15 protein-coding genes are annotated in these 18424 nt (G+C 57.9%); 11 read left to right on the plus strand and 4 right to left on the minus strand.

Annotated features, from left to right (window positions below; all coding sequences use genetic code 11):
- Positions 1-150: 150 nt before the first annotated feature.
- The 3 genes from K341_RS0107535 to K341_RS0107545 all read left to right on the plus strand — a co-directional run bounded on the left by K341_RS0107535 (position 151) and on the right by K341_RS0107545 (position 2593).
- Complete coding sequence (locus K341_RS0107535) at positions 151-780, plus strand: NAD(P)-dependent oxidoreductase (RefSeq protein ID WP_009350669.1); 630 nt, start codon at positions 151-153, stop codon at positions 778-780.
- Positions 781-887: 107 nt separating this feature from the next.
- Positions 888-1670 (plus strand): protein-ADP-ribose hydrolase, encoded by a 783-nt coding sequence (locus K341_RS0107540; RefSeq protein WP_009350670.1) that lies wholly within the window; start codon positions 888-890, stop codon positions 1668-1670.
- Positions 1670-2593, plus strand: a complete 924-nt coding sequence (locus K341_RS0107545; RefSeq protein ID WP_050788030.1) for an SIR2 family NAD-dependent protein deacylase — start codon at positions 1670-1672, stop codon at positions 2591-2593. The genes K341_RS0107540 and K341_RS0107545 overlap by 1 nt, the downstream gene beginning before the upstream one ends.
- Here the strand turns inward: K341_RS0107545 and K341_RS13015 are convergent.
- Positions 2551-3594 (minus strand): CatB-related O-acetyltransferase, encoded by a 1044-nt coding sequence (locus K341_RS13015; RefSeq protein WP_026762374.1) that lies wholly within the window; start codon positions 3592-3594, stop codon positions 2551-2553. The genes K341_RS0107545 and K341_RS13015 overlap by 43 nt on opposite strands.
- Before the next feature lie 176 nt (positions 3595-3770).
- Between K341_RS13015 and dsdA the strand changes: the two genes are divergently transcribed.
- Together dsdA and K341_RS0107565 are read left to right on the plus strand one after the other, a co-directional pair.
- Positions 3771-5099: a D-serine ammonia-lyase gene (dsdA, locus tag K341_RS0107560; protein WP_009350674.1), complete on the plus strand. Its 1329-nt coding sequence runs from the start codon at positions 3771-3773 to the stop codon at positions 5097-5099.
- A gap of 242 nt (positions 5100-5341) precedes the next feature.
- Positions 5342-7006 carry a methyl-accepting chemotaxis protein gene (locus K341_RS0107565; protein ID WP_009350676.1) on the plus strand — a complete coding sequence of 555 codons (1665 nt, stop codon included), beginning with the start codon at positions 5342-5344 and terminating at the stop codon, positions 7004-7006.
- Between the two features lie 79 nt (positions 7007-7085).
- On the opposite strand, the gene K341_RS0107570 is transcribed toward K341_RS0107565, so the two are convergent.
- The gene (locus tag K341_RS0107570) at positions 7086-8492 is read right to left on the minus strand and encodes an MATE family efflux transporter (RefSeq protein WP_009350677.1); all 1407 of its coding nucleotides are present in this window, start codon (positions 8490-8492) and stop codon (positions 7086-7088) included.
- A 64-nt stretch (positions 8493-8556) separates the two neighbouring features.
- Here K341_RS0107570 and K341_RS0107575 point away from each other — a divergent pair, with 64 nt between their 5' ends.
- The 4 genes from K341_RS0107575 to K341_RS0107590 all read left to right on the plus strand — a co-directional run bounded on the left by K341_RS0107575 (position 8557) and on the right by K341_RS0107590 (position 11496).
- Positions 8557-9369 (plus strand): substrate-binding domain-containing protein, encoded by an 813-nt coding sequence (locus K341_RS0107575; protein ID WP_248676885.1) that lies wholly within the window; start codon positions 8557-8559, stop codon positions 9367-9369.
- A gap of 57 nt (positions 9370-9426) precedes the next feature.
- Positions 9427-9858, plus strand: a complete 432-nt coding sequence (locus K341_RS0107580; protein WP_026762376.1) for an EamA family transporter — start codon at positions 9427-9429, stop codon at positions 9856-9858.
- 197 nt (positions 9859-10055) lie between these two features.
- Positions 10056-10790: a PepSY domain-containing protein gene (locus K341_RS0107585; protein ID WP_026762377.1), complete on the plus strand. Its 735-nt coding sequence runs from the start codon at positions 10056-10058 to the stop codon at positions 10788-10790.
- Positions 10791-10917: 127 nt separating this feature from the next.
- The gene (locus K341_RS0107590; protein ID WP_026762378.1) at positions 10918-11496 is read left to right on the plus strand and encodes a phosphatase PAP2 family protein; all 579 of its coding nucleotides are present in this window, start codon (positions 10918-10920) and stop codon (positions 11494-11496) included.
- Positions 11497-11585: 89 nt separating this feature from the next.
- Here the strand turns inward: K341_RS0107590 and K341_RS0107595 are convergent, their stop codons facing one another.
- A complete protein-coding gene (locus tag K341_RS0107595; RefSeq protein WP_009657582.1) occupies positions 11586-13562 on the minus strand; it encodes a methyl-accepting chemotaxis protein in 1977 nt (658 codons plus the stop codon).
- Positions 13563-13802: 240 nt separating this feature from the next.
- Positions 13803-15776, minus strand: a complete 1974-nt coding sequence (locus K341_RS0107600) for a methyl-accepting chemotaxis protein (RefSeq protein WP_026762379.1) — start codon at positions 15774-15776, stop codon at positions 13803-13805.
- A gap of 557 nt (positions 15777-16333) precedes the next feature.
- Here K341_RS0107600 and K341_RS0107605 point away from each other — a divergent pair.
- Positions 16334-16594 carry a DUF997 family protein gene (locus tag K341_RS0107605; RefSeq protein ID WP_009657581.1) on the plus strand — a complete coding sequence of 87 codons (261 nt, stop codon included), beginning with the start codon at positions 16334-16336 and terminating at the stop codon, positions 16592-16594.
- Positions 16591-18036 (plus strand): sodium/pantothenate symporter, encoded by a 1446-nt coding sequence (panF, locus tag K341_RS0107610; protein WP_009657584.1) that lies wholly within the window; start codon positions 16591-16593, stop codon positions 18034-18036. The genes K341_RS0107605 and panF overlap by 4 nt, the downstream gene beginning before the upstream one ends.
- Positions 18037-18424 lie beyond the last annotated feature (388 nt).

Below are 18424 nucleotides of genomic sequence, written 5' to 3' on the forward strand. Positions count from 1 at the left end.
TTTTGTCAAATTGCATTTCTGTATTCTTTTGTGCACATGGAAATTATTTTTATTGTATCTATTGACGTTCTATATTGTGTGTGTTATACTCCATTTTGTAATCAAGATGATTTCAAAAATCATAAACGTTTTGAGATGGGGGTACATCATATGAAAATTGCAGTTGTTGCATCGAACGGCAAGGCATCGCAGCTGATCATCAAAGAGCTGCTCTCGCGCGGGCACGAGGTCACGGGATTTGCGCGCAGCGCGAACCGGAGCGCGGTGAAGAATTTCGTGCAAAAGGATATTTTGGAACTCACGAAGGAGGATCTCGCGGGATTTGACGCCGTGGTGGACGGATTCGGCGCGTATACGCCCGACACACTGCCGCTGCACACGAAGACGAGCCAGCATCTTGCCGATCTCGTCGCGGGAACGGATACGCGGCTCTACATCGTCGGCGGAGCCGGCTCGCTCTACGTCGATGCAGCGCACAAGACGCAGCTCCTCGATACGCCCGACTTCCCGGCAGAGTTTTATCCGCTCGCAAAGGCGCAGACGGAGGAACTCGCGGCGCTGCGTTCGCGCAAGGACGCACACTGGATCTTCGTCAGCCCCGCGGCGGACTTCGCAGAGGACGGCGTGCGCACGGGGAAATATAAACTGGGCGGCGAGGAGCTGACGCTGAGCAGCGCGGGCGAGAGCGTCATCAGCTACGCGGACTACGCCGTCGGCATGGCGGATCTCATCGAGAAAAACGACCTCTCAGGGGTGCGCGTCTCGCTCGTAGAGACGTAAAGATCGGAGATCGATCGCGAGAAGTCGTAACGACATCACGTCAAATGCGATGTTGTTGCGGCTTTTTTATACTTTTGTTCACTCTGTTGAGAGGAAAAGGTGCCCTCATGTCCCTTTCACACATCCGTGCGCTCAATGAAATGCTGCTCGAACTCCTGCCGGAATCCAGCGCGCAGGCGGCACAGTTTGACGCGGGGGAGGCGGAGCAGCGGCGGCTCCTGCGTGCGCTGATGAACGTGTGTCCGCCGATGCCGCTCTCCGATGATTTTTTACATCTGCAAGACGCGCTCCTCGCATCCGAACGTGAGGAACGCGGAACGGTGGACGCCGCGGCGCTCCCCGCCGCGCCGCACGATCCGCGCATCACGCTATGGCAGGGAGACATCACGCGTCTCTCGATTGATGCCATCGTAAACGCCGCGAACAGCGCGCTGCTCGGCTGTTTCATCCCATGCCACCGCTGCATCGACAACGCGATCCACAGCGCGGCGGGACTGCAATTACGCAATGAATGCGATCGTATCATGCGCGCGCAGGGGCATCCCGAGGAGACGGGCGGCGCGAAGATCACGGCGGGCTACAATCTGCCCGCGCGCCGTGTCATTCATACGGTCGGTCCCATCGTTGACGGTGCGCTGACCGATCGGCACAGAGAACTTCTCGCCTCGTGCTATCGATCCTGCCTTACGCTTGCGGCAAAAAGCGGTTGTAAGAGCATCGCGTTTTGCTGCATCTCGACGGGCGAATTCCATTTCCCAAATGAAGCGGCGGCAAAGATCGCCGTGCGGGAGGTACGGGACTTCCTCGCCGTGGATACGCGCATTCGGCGCGTTGTGTTCAACGTGTTCAAGGACGAGGATCGCGTGATTTACGAAAGGCTTTTATCATGATGAAAGAAATCAACGCACTCAAAAAAGCCCTCGCCGATGCCGAGACGATTCTCATCGGCGCGGGGGCGGGGCTTTCGACAGCGGCAGGGTACGATTATGCGGGCGCGCGGTTCCTCAAATATTTCTCAGATTTTCACGCCGCATTCGGCATTGAGGACATCTACAGCGGCGGGTTCTATCCGTTTCCCTCGCGCGAGCTCTATTGGGGCTGGTGGAGCCGCAGCATCTACATCAACCGCTATGTGCCTCTGTCGGGCGACACCTATGCGCGCCTTCGTTCTCTCGTCCGGGGCAGGGATTATTTCGTGCTGACGACGAATGTTGACCATGCGTTTCGGCGCGCAGGCTTCGATAAAAATCGCCTCTTTTACACGCAGGGCGATTTTGGACTCTTTCAAAGCAGCAAGCCGCAGGGCGCATCGGCAGGGAAAACCTATGACAATGAGGAAATCGTCCGCGCAATGCTGCGCGCGCAGGGATTTTCGTTCGCCGCGGACGGGGCGCTTCTCTTCCCGAAGGACGGGACAGTTCGCATGGAGATTCCCACGGAGTTGATCCCACATTGTATAGACGACGGCAGGGAAATGACTACTAATTTGCGTGTAGACAGCTCCTTTGTCGAGGATGCCGGCTGGCACGCGGCGGCGCGCCGCTATGAGGACTTCCTCGCGCATACGGCGGGGAAAAAGACGCTTCTCCTTGAGCTCGGCGTCGGGATGAATACGCCCGGCATCATCAAGATTCCATTTTGGCAGATGACGGCGGAGCGCGCGGACGTTACCCTTGCGACTGTGAATCTCGGCGCGCCCTATGTCCCGTCCGAGATTCGCGCGCGGAGCATCGTGATCGACGCGGATATTGACGAGGTGCTGTGTGCTGCCTATACCTGCGGGAAGAGCAGTTCACGCGGATCGAGTCCGTAGCGCACGACAAGCCCGGCATTTGCCGCCGCATCAACGGCAGCGGAGCAGCTGCCCTCGCGCGTCGTGATATAGATGTCTGCGGCCTCCAGCACGGCGGGGGAGAACTGCGATCCGCCCCCGGTCGTATGCATATAAAGATGCGGCGCCGCATCGCCGAGCTCATCGAGGCGCGCCTGCACCGATGCGAAAAATTCGGGATGCGCGTCTCCCTCCGGTACGGCAATCATGAGGAGCACGGAATCCGCCGCGGTATAGGCGGAGAGATACGTTCCGATGAGACGCGGCCAAACGGCGTGCTGCTCGGGCGCATCGAAATCCGGGATAAAATAATAGCGCAGAACCCCCTCTGCGCCTTTTGCAAGCATCGCCGCGACGGTCTCGTCGGGCGGTGTTTTTTGCTGTACGCCCGGATCAAAGCGATCGAGGAACCCCTTCATATCGTGATTGAAGAGGGGGATGTACTCCTTCACTTTTTCATGCGGCCAGTGCCACCACCGGATGCGCAGGAGACGCGCGATCGTCTCCTCGTCGAACCGATAGCGGATCACCCGCGCAGGATTGCCGCCGACGATTGCATAGGGCGGGACGTCCTTCGTCACAACCGCCCCCGCCCCGACGACGGCACCGCTCCCGATACGCACTCCACCGAGGAGCAGCGCGTCCGAGCCGACCCACACGTCACTGCCGATGATCAACTGATTGCGATTAACCACCGCGGAGCCGGGATTGATATTCGTAAGTTCCGCCGCATCATCGCCCGTGAGCATATGCTCCGGGAACATCGTCAGGCATCGATAGTCGTGGTTGCCCGCAATGGAAAATTTCAGGCGATGCGCAAGCGCCGTATAGCGCCCGATGAGGATGTGGCAGTCCATGCTCGCGGCGTCAAGCGTTCCGCCCACGAGATACGACATTGCACCGAACGTAACCAGCGGTGTTTTCGAATTTGGGGAAAGGATTTTACACTCGTTGGGCGCGAAATCCATTAACGTGAAATCCATGTGCATCGCCTTCCTTATAATTTCTGATATCCGCATCATATCATAAATCAGATGCCCCCGCCATATTGCGCAGAGATTCATTCGCCCGCGCGTGAAAAATATGCTATAATCGCCGTATCAGAACGGTATATTTTACCGCCGTCCGCGGCGGAATATAGATCTTGGAGGTATATGTGATGAACTGTGAAGAATATCTCGCGCGCGCCCCGTCGCTCCGTCCCATTGCGCGGCAGGAGGAAGCCGTCTGGATCAATCCGCGTCTCGTCCCGTACGACGTGACGAAGGGCGTCTCGGAGCTTGTCGTCTCGGACGCGGACATCGCGGACGCCGCCGCCCGGCTCAAGCGATTCGCCGCGTTCTTTCGCCGCGCGTTCCCGGAGACGGCGGAAACGAATGGCATCATCGAGTCGCCGCTGCGCCTCCTGCCGCATTTGCAGAAGAAACTTGCGGAGACATACGGCGCCAAGATCCCCGGCAAACTTTACCTCAAGATGGACAGCCACCTCGCCGTCGCGGGATCGATCAAGGCGCGCGGCGGCATTTACGAGGTGCTCAAGCACGCAGAAACGCTCGCAATTGATGCAGGACTTATCACCCCGGACGACGACTACGGCAAATTTGCCGAAATGAAGGAGTTCTTTTCAAAATACATGGTGCAGGTCGGCTCGACGGGCAACCTCGCGCTCTCGATCGGCATCGTGAGCGCCGCCCTCGGCTTCCGTGTCCGTGTGCATATGTCCGCCGATGCGAAGCAATGGAAGAAAGACCTCCTGCGCGCGAAGGGCGTCGAGGTCATCGAGTATGACGACGACTTCGCACGCGCTGTGCTCGAGGGACGCCGTGCCTCGGAAGCGGATCCCATGAGCTATTTCGTGGACGACGAGCGATCGCGCGACCTCTTCATGGGATATACAGTCGCGGGGGCACGTCTCCAAAAGCAGCTCGAGGAAATGAATATCCCCGTCGATGCCGATCATCCGCTCATCGTCTACATCCCCGCGGGCATCGGCGGCTCGCCGGGCGGCGTCTCCTATGGACTCCGCCGCATCTACGGCGACGATGTGCACGCGTTCTTCGTCGAGCCGGCGACCTGCCCCTCCGTCCTCCTCGGCATGGCGACGCAGGCGTTCGAAGGCGTGAATGTCCACGACTTTGGCATCTCGGGACGCACCGAGGCGGACGGGCTCGCCGTGCCGTGTCCCTCGGGCTTCGTCACGCGCCTCATGACGAATCAGGTCGCGGGCATCTTCACCGCCATCGACGCGAAACTCTATGATTATCTGCGCCTTCTCGACGCGAGCGAGGGCGTCCGCATCGAGCCGTCGAGCTGCGCCGCATTTGTCGGGCCTCTGAACCTCCTTCGCCTGCCGGACGCCGCGGCATACTGCAAGGCGCACGACCTCACCCCCGCGCGCCTTGCAAACGCGACACAGATCGCATGGGCGACGGGCGGCGGCTTCGTCCCCGAAGAGATGTGGACGGAGTACCTCGCGACGTATCAGTAAGAGAAACCATATACACCCCATATACAAATCAGGGCTTTTGATCAGCACAATGCATTGCCGATTAGAAAGCCCTGTTTTTATATTTTTTGATCGTAAGTGCCCCCGATGACACCACTCGCATACGCTTCAACTTGAATTTTATGTTTTGCTGTGTTATTATCACAAAAGTATAACATAGGAATCGGGCGCATGTTTTGCCCCGGCATAATAGCTTCACGTTATGCAGAAAGGTTCTGAAAGCAATGTCCATTCGCGTCAAACTCCTCTCCATTCTCATCACGCTCTTTGTCTTCATCGTTGCGCTCGTTGGATTCAACTTCCACACGTTCGACCAGCTCAAGGGCGACTCGCCGATGGTGAACGCCTCCGGCTCGCTGCGCATGAAGGCGTATCAGCTCTCGTGGCTCTCCGCGCGTCTTGTCTCGGCGGACGGCGCGGACGCCGATACGATCCGAAAAAATATTGAGGAATTTATCGCCCAGTACGACAAGATCCTCAAGGGGCTCGATGCGGGTGATCCTGCGCTGAACCTCACGAAAACGGACGACCCCGCCGCACGCGCGCAGCTCGACGCGATAAAACCGCGCTGGGAAGCCTATCGCGCGCAGGTCACCGCCGTGATGAACGCGGACAGCCTCGAGGCGCGCGCAGCGGCGGACGCCAAGGTCGCCGCCTCCGTCGCGGACTACGTTGCCGAGGTCAATAAGCTCGTCGGGGCGTACGACGCCGCAAGTCAGGAAAAGGTCGCCGCCTCCAAGACCGTACAGGAGATCGTCATCCTGCTTGCCCTCATCATCGTGGGCGGCGCATTCTTCGTCATTTTCACACAGATTCTGCGCCCGCTCGCCATGCTGACGCACTCTTTTGCGGATATCGCAGAGGGGGACGGCGATCTCACACAGCGGATGCACGCCGAGCGCGACGATGAGATCGGGCAGATCGTGCAGTATTTCAACAAATTTGTCGCGAATTTACAGGCCATCATGCGCGGCGCACAGGACGCCGCCGAGCAGGTCTCCGCACTCTCGACGAACCTCTCGCAGGCGAGCAGCGAAAGCAGCCGTGCCGTCGAACATGTCGCGCACATCATTACGGATGTCGCGGGCGACGCGAACGCACAGAATGCAGACATGCAGGGGCTTGCCGACCGGGTCACTGCGATTGCGGGCAACATGGCGCAGATGCTCGACTATGCGCAGCATTCGTCCGAACTCTCGGTCGGATCGAAGGAGAACGCGGAAGCGGGACGTACGAACGTCAGCAATGTCTCGGCGCAGACGGATCGCCTGCGCGGCATCGTTGACGAGATGAACGAAAATGTCCGGACGCTCACCCAATACGCCGAGGACATCAACCAGATCGTCGACATCATCAAGGAACTCTCCGGGCAGACCAACCTCCTCGCCCTCAACGCCGCCATCGAGGCCGCACGCGCGGGAGAGTCGGGACGCGGCTTTGCCGTCGTCGCCGAAGAGGTGCGCAAACTCGCCGAGAACTCCGGCAATGCCGCCGATGAGGTGACAAAAAAAATCGCCGACATCCGCGGTCAGGTCACGCAGACACGCACGGCAAACGACACGCTCGTGCGCGAGCTTGATGAGATCATCGCCGTCGTGAAAGGGCTCACGGGCGCTCTTGACACCATCTTGGAGAGCTCGCGCGCCAGTGCCGACGCCGTTGCCGAGATCAGTGCGCTCAGCCGCTCGACTTCGTCCGATACAAAGGACATGGAGACAACGACACAGGGCGTTGCAAAGAGCGCCACGCATATCGCGAGTCTCTCCGAGGACTCCGCCGCCGCCATCGAGCAGCAAACCGCTTCCATCGAAGAGTTCACCGCCACTGCCGAAAACCTCGCGCAGCTCGCAGCGAACCTTGAGGGGCTCGTCGGCAAGTTCAAGGTATGATATTGCAATCCCCGACACATAGAAAAGAGCGCAGGCAGCAATGCCCGCGCTCTTTTTTATGGCGGAACAGGTTCCCGTCTCAGAGCTCTTTGGTCAGCCAAATGCCTTTGCCGATGCGGTACTCTGTCAAGAGCATCTTGAGCACCTCGTCGATCAGGAGCGCGCCCCATATCCCATAGAGCCCCATCCCGAGGGGAAAAGCTAAAACATATGCGATGCAGGAACGCAGAATCGCGCTGACAAAGAGCGAATACTGCGCGATGAAGCGGTTGTCCCCCGCCCTGCGCAGCGTCCCCGCGAGCACCTGCGCCTGCGTCTGCGGCACGATGAGAACGGCTACAATGGCGAGGATGCCCGCGCCGAGCGCGGCGGCATCCGCGTCTGCAATCATTGCGGAAAAAATTGTCCCGCGCAGCAGCAGGAGCGCGGCGGCGACGACGAGAGAGACGATAAGCCCCGACTTTTGTGCCGCTTTCATATAGAGACGCGCGAGGTCGCGGCGTTTCTCCCCGAGCTTTCGCCCGGCAAAGGACGCGCTTGCCGTGCTCATTCCTAGCCCGAAATAATAGTAGAGATCCCACAGGATGATGCAGTAGTGGTGCGTCCCGACGGCGACCGTGCCGAGCTCGGCGATCAGGCGGGCAAAGACGAGCAGCCCCATGCGCTCGAAGATCTGCTCCAAAAAGGAATTCGTGCCGACCGCCAGCACCGGAGTCAGGGTTTTCCGCTCGAAGGCAAATGTCCCCTGCCCGCGCAGATCGACACCCTCCTGCGGGTGTCGGAGCACTGCATAGAGGAGGACGAGGAAGATCACCGCTTCCCCGATGATGGTCGCGATCGCCGCGCCCTTGATCTCCATCCGCGGGAAGCCGAACGCGCCGAAGATCAGCACATAGTTCAGGCAGACGTTGACGAGGTTCCCCGCAACGCTCGCCTGCAGGATGATCTTCGTTTGCCCGATGCCGATCTGTACGGCGGTGAGGATCGCCGACATCGCCTTGAAAAACAGCGCGCCGATCAGATATGTGAAGTAGACGAGCGCATAGCCGATATATTCGTCGTTCGCGCCCATGAGCCGCAGAATCTCTTCGCGGTATATATAGCCAAGGCTCGCCAGCACGGCGTAGACGAGAACGGTCAGCGCCAGCGACTGCTTGATGCAGCTGTTCAGCGAGAGATAGTCGCGCGCGCCCTTTCTGCGTGCAGTGACCGCCGTGACCCCCGTGCCGAGCGCCTTTCCGAACATCTGCATGAGCATCTTCGGCTGACTGACGATCCCGATCGCCGCCGCCTGCGCGATGCCGAGGCTCCCGACCATGACGAGATCCGCGAGCAGAATGAGGTTGAGAAAGATGCCCTCGAGCGCCGTCGGCCATGCCACACGCCAGTAATCGCGGTACAGCGCCTTTGCCGGCGGCATATTGCCCTGTTTTTCACCTGCATCCAAATGGGATTCGAGTGCAAAGAACCGTGCGATCGGATTCATGTCCCGCTCCTTATACTTCCCTGCGGCAGTCTTACTCGCAGGGCGAAATAGGAACCGTCACCGTATGCCCTGCGGCAGTCCGGCAGAATTCTACGTTCATCCGGTACACATCGCGGAACATGCGCTCCGTGAGGATGTCCTCGACAGCGCCCTCTGCGTACAGCTTCTTTTCGTGCAGGACGACGACCTTATCCGCGGCGGATGCGAGCAGGGACGCTGGCACATCAACGCAATCGAGACGTTTGACGACCGGCTGGCGATCGGCAATGTGAATTCCGCGCTCGGTAATTTCCTGCTGCCGGTCTACGTCGATTTTATGCTCGCCTATCCCCGGATTTCGATCCATGCCGCGATCGGGCATTCGTCGGATATTTTGCAGCAGCTCGCGGACGGTCTGATCGACGTCGCGATCAGCTATCGCCTCCCGAAAAGCAAAAAGATACGCAGCTGGGTCTGCGTCGACGAGGACTTCGTCTTTGTGGTCGGGCGTAAGGATCCCCTGGCGGAATATGAGAGCATCCATGTCAAAGGGCTCGCGATCACGAACTTGATCATGCAGGATTGGGGCGGGGCATTTTCCGAGTGGTTCCACAGCATCATTCCGGCCAATCGGTTTTCCGGCTGCTATATGAGCAGCACGCCCGCGCTGATGGCGCTGGTCAAAGAAGGTCTCAGCACGGCGATCGTCACACGATCCACGGCGCAGGCATTTCTCACGGAGGGCTCGGTGCGGGAGATCCCCCTCATCGGCGACCCGCGGCCGCCGCGCTGGCGCACCTATATGTCGATCGCCGCCAAACAGCTGCACCGGCCGGCAATCGAAAAATGGATCGATGTTATGAGGAACAACGGAATACTTTTGGATGCGTGCATTTGACGATGAACCGTGCTATACTCACACCATGGGGATCAAGCAACAAAAGGGGGATGCACCATGAGCTCGTGGCTTTTCTATGCGCTGCTCTCGGCACTGTGCGCGGCATTCGTCTCCATCTTTGGCAAAGTGGGCGTCGCGGGGCTTGATACAAGCGCCGCAACGGCGGTGCGCTCCGTCATCATGTCGGTCTTTCTCGTAGGCGTCGTGCTCGCAGAGGGACATGCCGCCGACCTGCCGACGGTCTTTGCCGATAAAAAGGCGCTTCTCTTCGTCGCGCTCAGCGGCATTGCGGGCGCGCTCTCGTGGCTCTTTTACTTTCTCGCGCTCAAGGACGGCGACGTCACACAAGTCGCCCCCATCGATAAACTCAGCGTCGTCTTTGCCGTCCTCATCGCCCTGATATTTTTCGGCGAGCACGTCAGCCTCATGCACGGCATCGCCATCGCCCTGATCGCGGCGGGCGGTCTGATGCTCGCCATTTTTCCATGAGATTTTATACTTAATACATACCGCACCGTATTGGTGCGTTTTTTTTGTACAAAAACAATCCGCAGCGAAGAATTTAGACATTCTTTTTCCTTTGTTTACGAATTGTTTATACCTCCCTCCTATACTATAACCATCGACAGGGCGAGCACATCCCGCCCGACCGGAACAAAGTCATTATCATATAGGAGGAATACATCATGGAAATGGAAAACATCAAAAATGCAGCATCGGGGATCGTCACAAAATCGCGTCTGAAGAAACTGGGCGCGCTCCTCGTACTCACGGCAGTCGTCACCGGCGGCGCATCGTACTATATGCACGAGCAAAAGATCGCGCACCGCACCGCCGCTGCCGCCGCTCAGACGGCAATGATGACCGCACAGGCAGAGCGCGAGAACGTCAGCCTCATCTCCGAAGCGGAGGCACGCTCAATCGCCGCAACGGCAGTCGGAAAGGACGAGAGCGCGCTGACATTCCGCCGCGTGGAACTCACCAATGCCGCTGACCGTGACGAAAAACGCGACAAACATGACAAACGCGATAAACACGACAAGGACAAAAAGCATGAAAAGGGAGAAAAACACAAAGAACGCCGTGACCGCGGCGATGTCACCCCCGAAGATTACTTCAAGCTCGCCCTCGCGCAGCGCGATCGCGGCGCAGCCGCACAGGCGGCAAACGCCCCCGCGCCGCAGCCGGCAGGAGCTCCCGCAGCACCGCCGCAGACCACCCCTGCGGATGCCGCACAGCCGCCTGTCGGCGCACCTGCACCAATGCACGGCGCCGCACCCGCCCCGCATATGGCCATGCCCGACGCGCGCCCCGCTTTCCTGCCCGTCTATAACGTCACCTGCACCGACGGCACGGTGAAGTACAAAGTCCGCATCGACGCCGCAACCGGCAATGTGCTCTCGAGCCGCGTTGACGACTAATCCCTCGGATACCGAAAATTAAAGAGCAACGCCGCGATCCCGCAGGCGACCGTCAGGCGCACTGCGGGTATCGTTTTGGGCAAAAAAGTTACATTTCATATGATTAGAATCGAGGGAAGCTTCACATATGGACATGATTCTTGGGGCGGATACGGCGGCAATCTTTTGGATACAGAACCACCTCGTACACCCGTGGCTCACCCCGTGGATGATCGGCGCCTCGTCGCTCGGCGATCTGCACGGACTCGGCATCATTTGGTGCCTCCTCGCAGGAGTGCTTATTTACACCCGCAAATACCGCCGCGTCGGCATCGCCGTCATCCTCGCACTGCTCTTTTGCCTCGTCGTCGGCGATCTCGCGCTGAAAAACCTCATCATGCGCGCGCGCCCCTGCGTCACATATCCACTTGTCACCGTGCTCGCGGACGGCGGACCGACGAATTATTCCTTCCCGTCGGGGCATACCTTCGGCGCATTTGCAATGGCGTCGGTGCTTGCCTGCGGCGTGCGGCGCAGCATCGGCACGGTACTCCTTGCGCTCGCTGCGCTCATCGGGTTCTCCCGGATGTATCTCTTCGTCCATTACCCGACCGACGTCATCGCCGGCGCCGCGCTCGGCATCTTCTTCGGCGTCGTCGCGTGGCGGCTTGCCGAGCGCATCCTGCGGAACTTCCCGCCCACGCTGATCTGCCGGTGCAAAAAGTAAATACGACCTACCACATACAAAAAAGACCGCTCGATTGGGAGCGGTCTTTTTATCGTAACACAACGATGTGCTAAGGTCGCGCGTCGCTGCTAAAACTTAAATTTATTCGTGATATTTTGCAGATCCGTCGCTAGTGTCGCCAGACTCTGCGATGCGCTTGCGATCTCCTGACTCGATGCGGACTGCGATTCCGAGGAGCTGGAAATATTCTGCATGTGATCCGCCGTTGTTTTACTGATCTCATTGATATCGTCGACAGCATGAACAATATCCTCGGCTCCCGTCGATATGGTCTGCATGGCGTTGTTGATCTGTGCCATTTGTCCGTTGATCGTATCGACCATCTTCATGATGCTTTCAAACTGCGCACCGACGTCATGAATCGCAGCTGTGCCTACCTGTACTTCCGATGTGCCGCTCTGCATCGCAGCGACGGCTTCGGCGGTATCGCGCTGGACGCCGGCGATGCGCTCTTTGATCTGTTCGGAGGCTTCACGGGACTGTTCAGCAAGCTTTCTTACTTCCTCTGCGACGACTGCAAAGCCGCGTCCGGTCTCTCCCGCGCGTGCCGCTTCGATGGCTGCATTGAGTGCAAGAAGGTTGGTCTGATCGGCGATACCGGAGATCGTGTCAACAATCTCGCCGATCTGCTTGGAGCTTTCGCCGAGTTTCTCGACGACTTCGGCTGAATGCAGAACGCTCTGCTCGATGCCCGCCATCTTCGCCATGGCCTCGTTCATAAGAGCTTCGCCCTTTTGCGCTGCGTCTGCAGTCGCAGCGGAGCCGGCGGCAACCTGTTTCGCATCGTCGGTCATACGGCGAATATCGCCGGATACGGTTTCGACACCGGCCTTTGCTCCGGAGACGTTCGTAAGCTGCCGTTGTGTACCGCTCGCGACCTCGACAACGGTGGAGGCAACATTTGTTGCGGATTCGGCCATCTGATGCGCGCCCGCGGTGAGCTCTTCGCTCGCCGCCGCGAGTTGCTCGGCGGTTCCGGCAACTTGCTTGATGAGACCGTTGATATTTTTCATCATAGTATTAAAGTTCGATGCAAGCCGACCGAGTTCATCCTTGGAGGTAACGGGGAGATCCGGGAGGTTCAGTTTCCCCTCTGCCAATGCACTGACATGGTGCATGAGGCGATCGGTCGCCCCCGTGATGGTAGACGCAAAGCGCAGAAGCACGAAAATAATGATGCCGACAAGCACGATACCGATGATGCTCATCACGGCGTAGGTCAGTTTGAGGCTGTTCAACTCGGCAAAAGCAATGGATTCCGGTACGGAAACGACGACGATCCAACCGTTTACAGGGACGGTGGCATAGGCGATAATCTGCTCCTCACCGTTCTCTTCCATTGTAAAGTAATCGGCTTTCTTTTGCAGCATCTCAGGAAAACGCGCTTTCAGAACCTCATTTTGGTCGAAGCGCTGCATTTCCTGCCCTTCGGAGGAGGCGAGGATGATACCGCTCGGATCGACGATCTCGGCCTGTCCCTGCCCGTGATATTTGAGATTCTTGATATGTTCGGCGAGCGGAGCAAGCGAAATGTCGACGCAGACAACACCCGCGACCGTATTATTTTTATCATTGTATGGAGCGATTGCCGAGACAAGGATCTTTTTGGTATTGAGGTCTTCATATGCCTTGGTAAATCCCTGTTTTCCAATTGCCTTGGCTTCGTTGTACCACGGGCGTTCGTGTGGATTGACCTGCCCCGTGGCATCGCCCGTCGTCCAGCGGATGTACCTGCCGCTTTCCGCACCGTGAATGATGTTAAGCACATCCTTATCGTCTGCGCCGAGACTAAGCATGCTTTGGTCAAACTGCTCAGGTCTGCCCGCATATTCGGTGAGGAGGTTTGCCGTGGCTTGAGCGATACGCCCTTTTTCGTTCAGCCAGCCGTTCAGCATTTCGCTCTCGACGGTCAACGTCGCCTTGATCTCGCCGGAGATGCTATTTTCGAGCGCGCTTTTCGCCTTGAAATAACCGATGCCACAAATCGCAACGACAAGTACCGCCATGAGAATTCCCGTCAGCAGAAGTTTTTGTTTGATCCCCACAATATATTCCTTCCTTCAAAAAATATGGAATCACTCTATCAGAGTCCCCCGACTCTATCGCGTTCCTTTTTTATTCTATATAATTCTCGCGGGTTAATCAAGCCCTTATGCATATTTAGAGAAAATTTACCGAGATATCTGTGAGAAAATGATTCGAAGCCATCGGATATGCGCGCAAAAAAAGGCACGGCGGGAAATCCCCGGCATGCCTTTGCGGAACCAATATTTAATCGAACCCGATTAGAATTTGAACTTATTCGTGGTATTCTGCAAGTCCGTCGCGAGCATCGCCAAACTCTGCGATGCGCTTGCGATCTCCTGGCTCGAGGCGGACTGCGACTCGGACGAACTGGAGATGCTCTGCATATGGTCGGCGGTCTGCTCGGTGATTTCGTTGACCATGGTCGCAGATCCGACAATGTCGTCCATGCCTGTCTCGACGGTGTGAATGGCGCTGTTCATCTCAGTCATCTGCGTGTTGATCTCATCGACCATACGCATGATGTCCTCGAACTGCGCCCCAACGTCGCGGATGGCAGCGGAACCCGACTGCACCTCGGCGGTGCCGCTCTGCATGGCGGTAACTGCTTCGGCGGTATCATGCTGGACGACGGAGATGCGCTCTTTGATCTGCTCGGCGGCTTCACGTGCCCCCTCGGCGAGCTTGCGCACCTCTTCGGCGACGACTGCAAAGCCGCGCCCCGACTCCCCTGCGCGCGCCGCCTCAATAGCGGCGTTGAGGGCGAGGAGGTTGGTCTGCTCTGCGATGGCAGAGATGGATTCGACGATCTCGCCGATCTGCTTGGAACTCTCGCCGAGTTTTTCGACGACCTCGGCGGATCGCAGGACGCTCTGCTCGATGCCGCTCATCTTTGTCATGGCTTCGTTCATGAGGGTTTCGCCCCGGGCGGCAGCATCCGCGGTGGAGGCGGAGCCGGCGGCGACCTTTTCCGCTTTTTCGCTCATGCGCGTGACGTCGCCCATGACGATACCGATGGTCTTCTTTGCGCCCGCAAGGCTCTCGAGCTGGCGATCCGTACCGCCCGCGACCTCAATGACGGTGGAGGCGACGGCGGTGGCGGATTCCGCCATCTGCTGCGCGCCTGCGGTGAGCTCTTCGCTTGCGGCGGCGAGCTGCTCGGCGGTTCCGGCAACCTGCTTGATGAGCGCCTTGATATTTTTGACCATACTGTTGAAGTTCTCAGCAAGGCGCCCGAGCTCATCCTGCGAGACAACAGGCAGATCGGGGAGGTTCAGCTCGCCCTTTGCGAGCAGTCCGACGTGGTGCATGAGGCGCTCGGTCGCTCCGGTAACGGACGATGCGAAGCGCAGGAGGGCGAAGAGGATGCCCGCAACGAGCAGAATGCCGATGATGCTCATGACCGTGTAGGTGGTCTTGAGCCCGGCAAGCTGCGCAAAGGCGACGCTCTCGGGAACGGCGATGCTGACGACCCAGCCGGTCGATGGGACGGTGGCGTACGCGATGATCTGCGACTGCCCGTCTTTTTCCATGATAAAGTAGCCGTTTTTATTTTGCAGCATCTCCGGGAAGCGTACTTTGAGGACTTCGTTCTCGTCGACCTTGTGCAGTGCCTGCCCTTCGGAGGACGCAATGATCAGCCCGCTCGGGTCGACGACGATGCTCGCTCCGGTACCTTGGTATTTGACGGATTTGATGTATTCCGCGAGGGCGTCGAGCGAGATGTCCGAGAGAACGGCGCCGCGGAACGTGCCGTCGATGCTGTAGGGAGCGACGGCGGAGATGATGGGTTTCTTCGTGGAGTTGTCCACGTAAACGGATGTGAAGAACGGTGCGCTCTTGGTCTTTGCCTCAAGATACCAAGGGCGGTTCAGCGGGTCAAACTCTCCGGTGATGTTGCCGTCGACCCAGCTGATGAAGCGCCCGTCCTCGGCGCCGTAGGCGAGGTCGATGAGATCTTTATCGCCGGCGGCGAGGCTGACGATCTCACGGTTCATGACGACGGGATTGTCGCCCATGGCGGTGAGGAGGTTCGCCAGACTCTCGGTGCGCTGGAGTTTTTTCGAGATCCAGCTGTCGAGTTTCTCCGATTCAACGTGCAGGAGCGCGTTGATCTCGCCGGAGGTACTCTCCACGAGCGCTTCCTGTGCGCGGTAGTAGCCGATGCCGCAGATCGCAATAACGAGCAGCACCATGAGGGTTCCCATGAGAAGCAGTTTTTGCTTGATTCCCAAAATACATCCCTTCCTTTTCATTTCCATTTCTACACAACAATCGGGTGCGCCCCACAGCGTACCTGTCCCCGACATTTAATGCTATCCATTTTATATGATTTATATATTTAAATCAATCCCATACTTTAAGAAATTTAACAAATGTCATGAGAATTTTATAGAAACAATAAAAAGAACCGTGAAACGAGGAACGTTTCCGGTTCTTTTCGATCTATGATATTTGATTTTGCAGCCGAATGACACGGACGTTTCGATGCATAGCTAGGAATAAAGGCGCAGCCAAAACCTACGTCGACGAAGCGTTCGACGAAAATGACAACGCTAGGCGCGAAAATTCCGTGTCTCCCCACCGCAACCTACGCGGCGTGCAAGCTTTGATGCATAGCTAGGCATGAGGAGAATCCAAGCGAAGGCGTAGTTAAAGACCTACGTCAAATTCAGAAAAAATTTGCACACTATATCAACTTATGGTAGGATAATGCGGTATATTTTATTGGAAACTGCCGCGGACAGCATGTTGTTCTGCGTTCGACGGCGCGTGTTTTGAGGAGGAGTTTATGACAACCGAAGAGAGATGTGCGGACGCTATCGCGCGTGAGGCGAGGCGTACCGCAGCAGCAGGTGCTGTGTTCGCGGTGCTGTGGGTGCTGCTGGGCTTTGGGCTGGCGGATGCGGATATTTGGGTCGCGGGATTCCCGCTCTGGGCGATCACGTCGACAGTCGGCGTGATGGTGGTGGGGGCCCTGCTCGCGTTCTATCTTGCGCGCACGGCGGAGGATGTGCCCTTTGAGTCGCACGGAGAGGGGGCGCAGCGATGAATACGCTCTATGTGCTGCTGCCGCTGCTCTTTTTTATGGTCTTTATGCTCGCGCTCGGCATCTATGTGCGGCGACATGAAGGTGCGGGCGGCTTCCTCTCGGGCTACTTCGTGGGGGGGCAGTCGCTCGGATCGTTCGTGCTCGCGATGACGATGGTCGCGACGTACAGCTCTGTGAGTTCGTTCGTTGGGGGTCCCGGGATGGCGTACGAGATCGGCTTCGGCTGGATCTATATGGCGGTCATTCAGGCGGTGACGATTTTCCTCGTGCTCGGCATTTTCGGGAAAAAGGTGGCGCGCCTTGCCCGCCGCATTCACGCGGTGACGATCGTGGACATCATCCGGCACCGCTACCGTTCGGACGCGCTCGCGGCGCTGGCGGCATTTGCGATTGTGCTGTTCTTTGCGGCGTCGATGGTGGCGCAGTTCGTCGGCGGGGCACAGCTCTTTGCGGCGGTAACGGGATACAGCTACGAGCTGGGGCTGATTCTCTTCGGTGTGGTGGTCGTTGTCTATACGTCGATCGGCGGATTCCGTGCCGTTGCACTGACGGATACTTGCTGTGCGCTGGTGATGATGGCGGGGATCGTGCTGCTCTTTTACTATGTACTCGATGCAGGGGGGGGGCTTGCGGCGATCATGGAGACGCTGCGCACGGCGCATCCGGAGATGCTGACGCCGACGTCAGCGGGGCATATGCCGGTGTCGCTCTACATTTCACAGTGGCTGCTCGTGGGCGCGCTGACGATCGCGCTGCCGCAGTCGGTGGTGCGCTCGATCAGCTATCGGAGCAGCGGTGATATGAACCGGGCGATGATCATCGGGACGATCGTGATTTCCTTTATGAACATCGCGGTGAACCTCGTCGGTGTGCTCGGGCGCGGTGTGCTCATGGTTCCGGCAAAGGAACTCGGCGGCGTGGACAGTGTGATCCCGCAGCTGATGGCGTCGGTGATGCCGCCCGCGCTGCTCGGTTTTGCGATCATCGGCCCGCTCGCGGCGTCCATCTCAACGATCTCGGGCGTGCTCATCGTGGCGTCCTCCGCGGTGGTGAAGGATGTCTATCTCCATCACATGCAAAAACGCGGTCGGTTCGTCCCGGAAAAGACGCTGCGCCGTCTCTCCATGGGCATTACCGCCGCGCTGGGCATTATTGTGTTCATTCTCGCCATCGCGCCGCCGTCGCTCATCTGGCTCATCAATATGTTCGCGTTCGGTGGGCTTGAGACGGCGTTTTTCTGGGTGCTTGTCTTTGGTCTTTTTACGACGTGGGCGACGCGCACGGGTGCGCTCTGTGCCATGGGCGGCGGGACGCTCGTCTACTGCGTCGCGATGGCGGTGGGCTTTCGTCCGCTCGGTCTGCATCCCATCGCCGTCGGCATTACCGTCTCGCTCGCGTTTTTCCTCATCGGGAATATGCTCGAGCGGCGCACCCAGACTTGACAATTTGTATTGAGAAACGTATAATGAAGACACAAAAAGAGTGACAGCCGAGTAGTTCCGTCGGTCACTCCCCAAAATTTTTGTTTCTTGAAGAAGAGCCGACATGAACCGTGGACGGTTCTTTTTCTATTTAATCAACGATTAAACAGAGCCGAAACAATGTCGACAATCAGCGTCAGAGCGGCGATCGCGAGCGAAAGCTTCTCATACAGCGTCATGCGCATCACCTCCCAAAGGGAGGCCGAACCTCGTCTGTCACTTGCAAATATTATAGCGCATAGTTTCGTAAAACGGAAGTGTGCTTGACATTTTTTGTGTGGAACCGTATAATAATGGCATAAAAAGAGTGACAGCCGAGTGGTACCGTCGGTCACTCCCCAAATTTTTT

Origin of the sequence: Centipeda artemidis DSM 19719, assembly GCF_000426665.1 — a bacterium.
Lineage (GTDB): Bacteria > Bacillota > Negativicutes > Selenomonadales > Selenomonadaceae > Centipeda > Centipeda artemidis.

What these genes read in the sequence shown, in the direction of transcription:
- K341_RS0107535 (WP_009350669.1), top strand. Translation starts at nt 151, where the DNA reads ATGAAAATTGCAGTTGTTGCATCGAACGGCAAGGCATCGCAGCTGATC.
- K341_RS0107540 (WP_009350670.1), top strand. Translation starts at nt 888, where the DNA reads ATGTCCCTTTCACACATCCGTGCGCTCAATGAAATGCTGCTCGAACTC.
- K341_RS0107545 (WP_050788030.1), top strand. Translation starts at nt 1,670, where the DNA reads ATGAAAGAAATCAACGCACTCAAAAAAGCCCTCGCCGATGCCGAGACG.
- K341_RS13015 (WP_026762374.1), bottom strand. Translation starts at nt 3,594, where the DNA reads ATGGATTTCACGTTAATGGATTTCGCGCCCAACGAGTGTAAAATCCTT.
- dsdA (WP_009350674.1), top strand. Translation starts at nt 3,771, where the DNA reads ATGAACTGTGAAGAATATCTCGCGCGCGCCCCGTCGCTCCGTCCCATT.
- K341_RS0107565 (WP_009350676.1), top strand. Translation starts at nt 5,342, where the DNA reads ATGTCCATTCGCGTCAAACTCCTCTCCATTCTCATCACGCTCTTTGTC.
- K341_RS0107570 (WP_009350677.1), bottom strand. Translation starts at nt 8,492, where the DNA reads ATGAATCCGATCGCACGGTTCTTTGCACTCGAATCCCATTTGGATGCA.
- K341_RS0107575 (WP_248676885.1), top strand. Translation starts at nt 8,557, where the DNA reads ATGCCCTGCGGCAGTCCGGCAGAATTCTACGTTCATCCGGTACACATC.
- K341_RS0107580 (WP_026762376.1), top strand. Translation starts at nt 9,427, where the DNA reads ATGAGCTCGTGGCTTTTCTATGCGCTGCTCTCGGCACTGTGCGCGGCA.
- K341_RS0107585 (WP_026762377.1), top strand. Translation starts at nt 10,056, where the DNA reads ATGGAAATGGAAAACATCAAAAATGCAGCATCGGGGATCGTCACAAAA.
- K341_RS0107590 (WP_026762378.1), top strand. Translation starts at nt 10,918, where the DNA reads ATGGACATGATTCTTGGGGCGGATACGGCGGCAATCTTTTGGATACAG.
- K341_RS0107605 (WP_009657581.1), top strand. Translation starts at nt 16,334, where the DNA reads ATGACAACCGAAGAGAGATGTGCGGACGCTATCGCGCGTGAGGCGAGG.
- panF (WP_009657584.1), top strand. Translation starts at nt 16,591, where the DNA reads ATGAATACGCTCTATGTGCTGCTGCCGCTGCTCTTTTTTATGGTCTTT.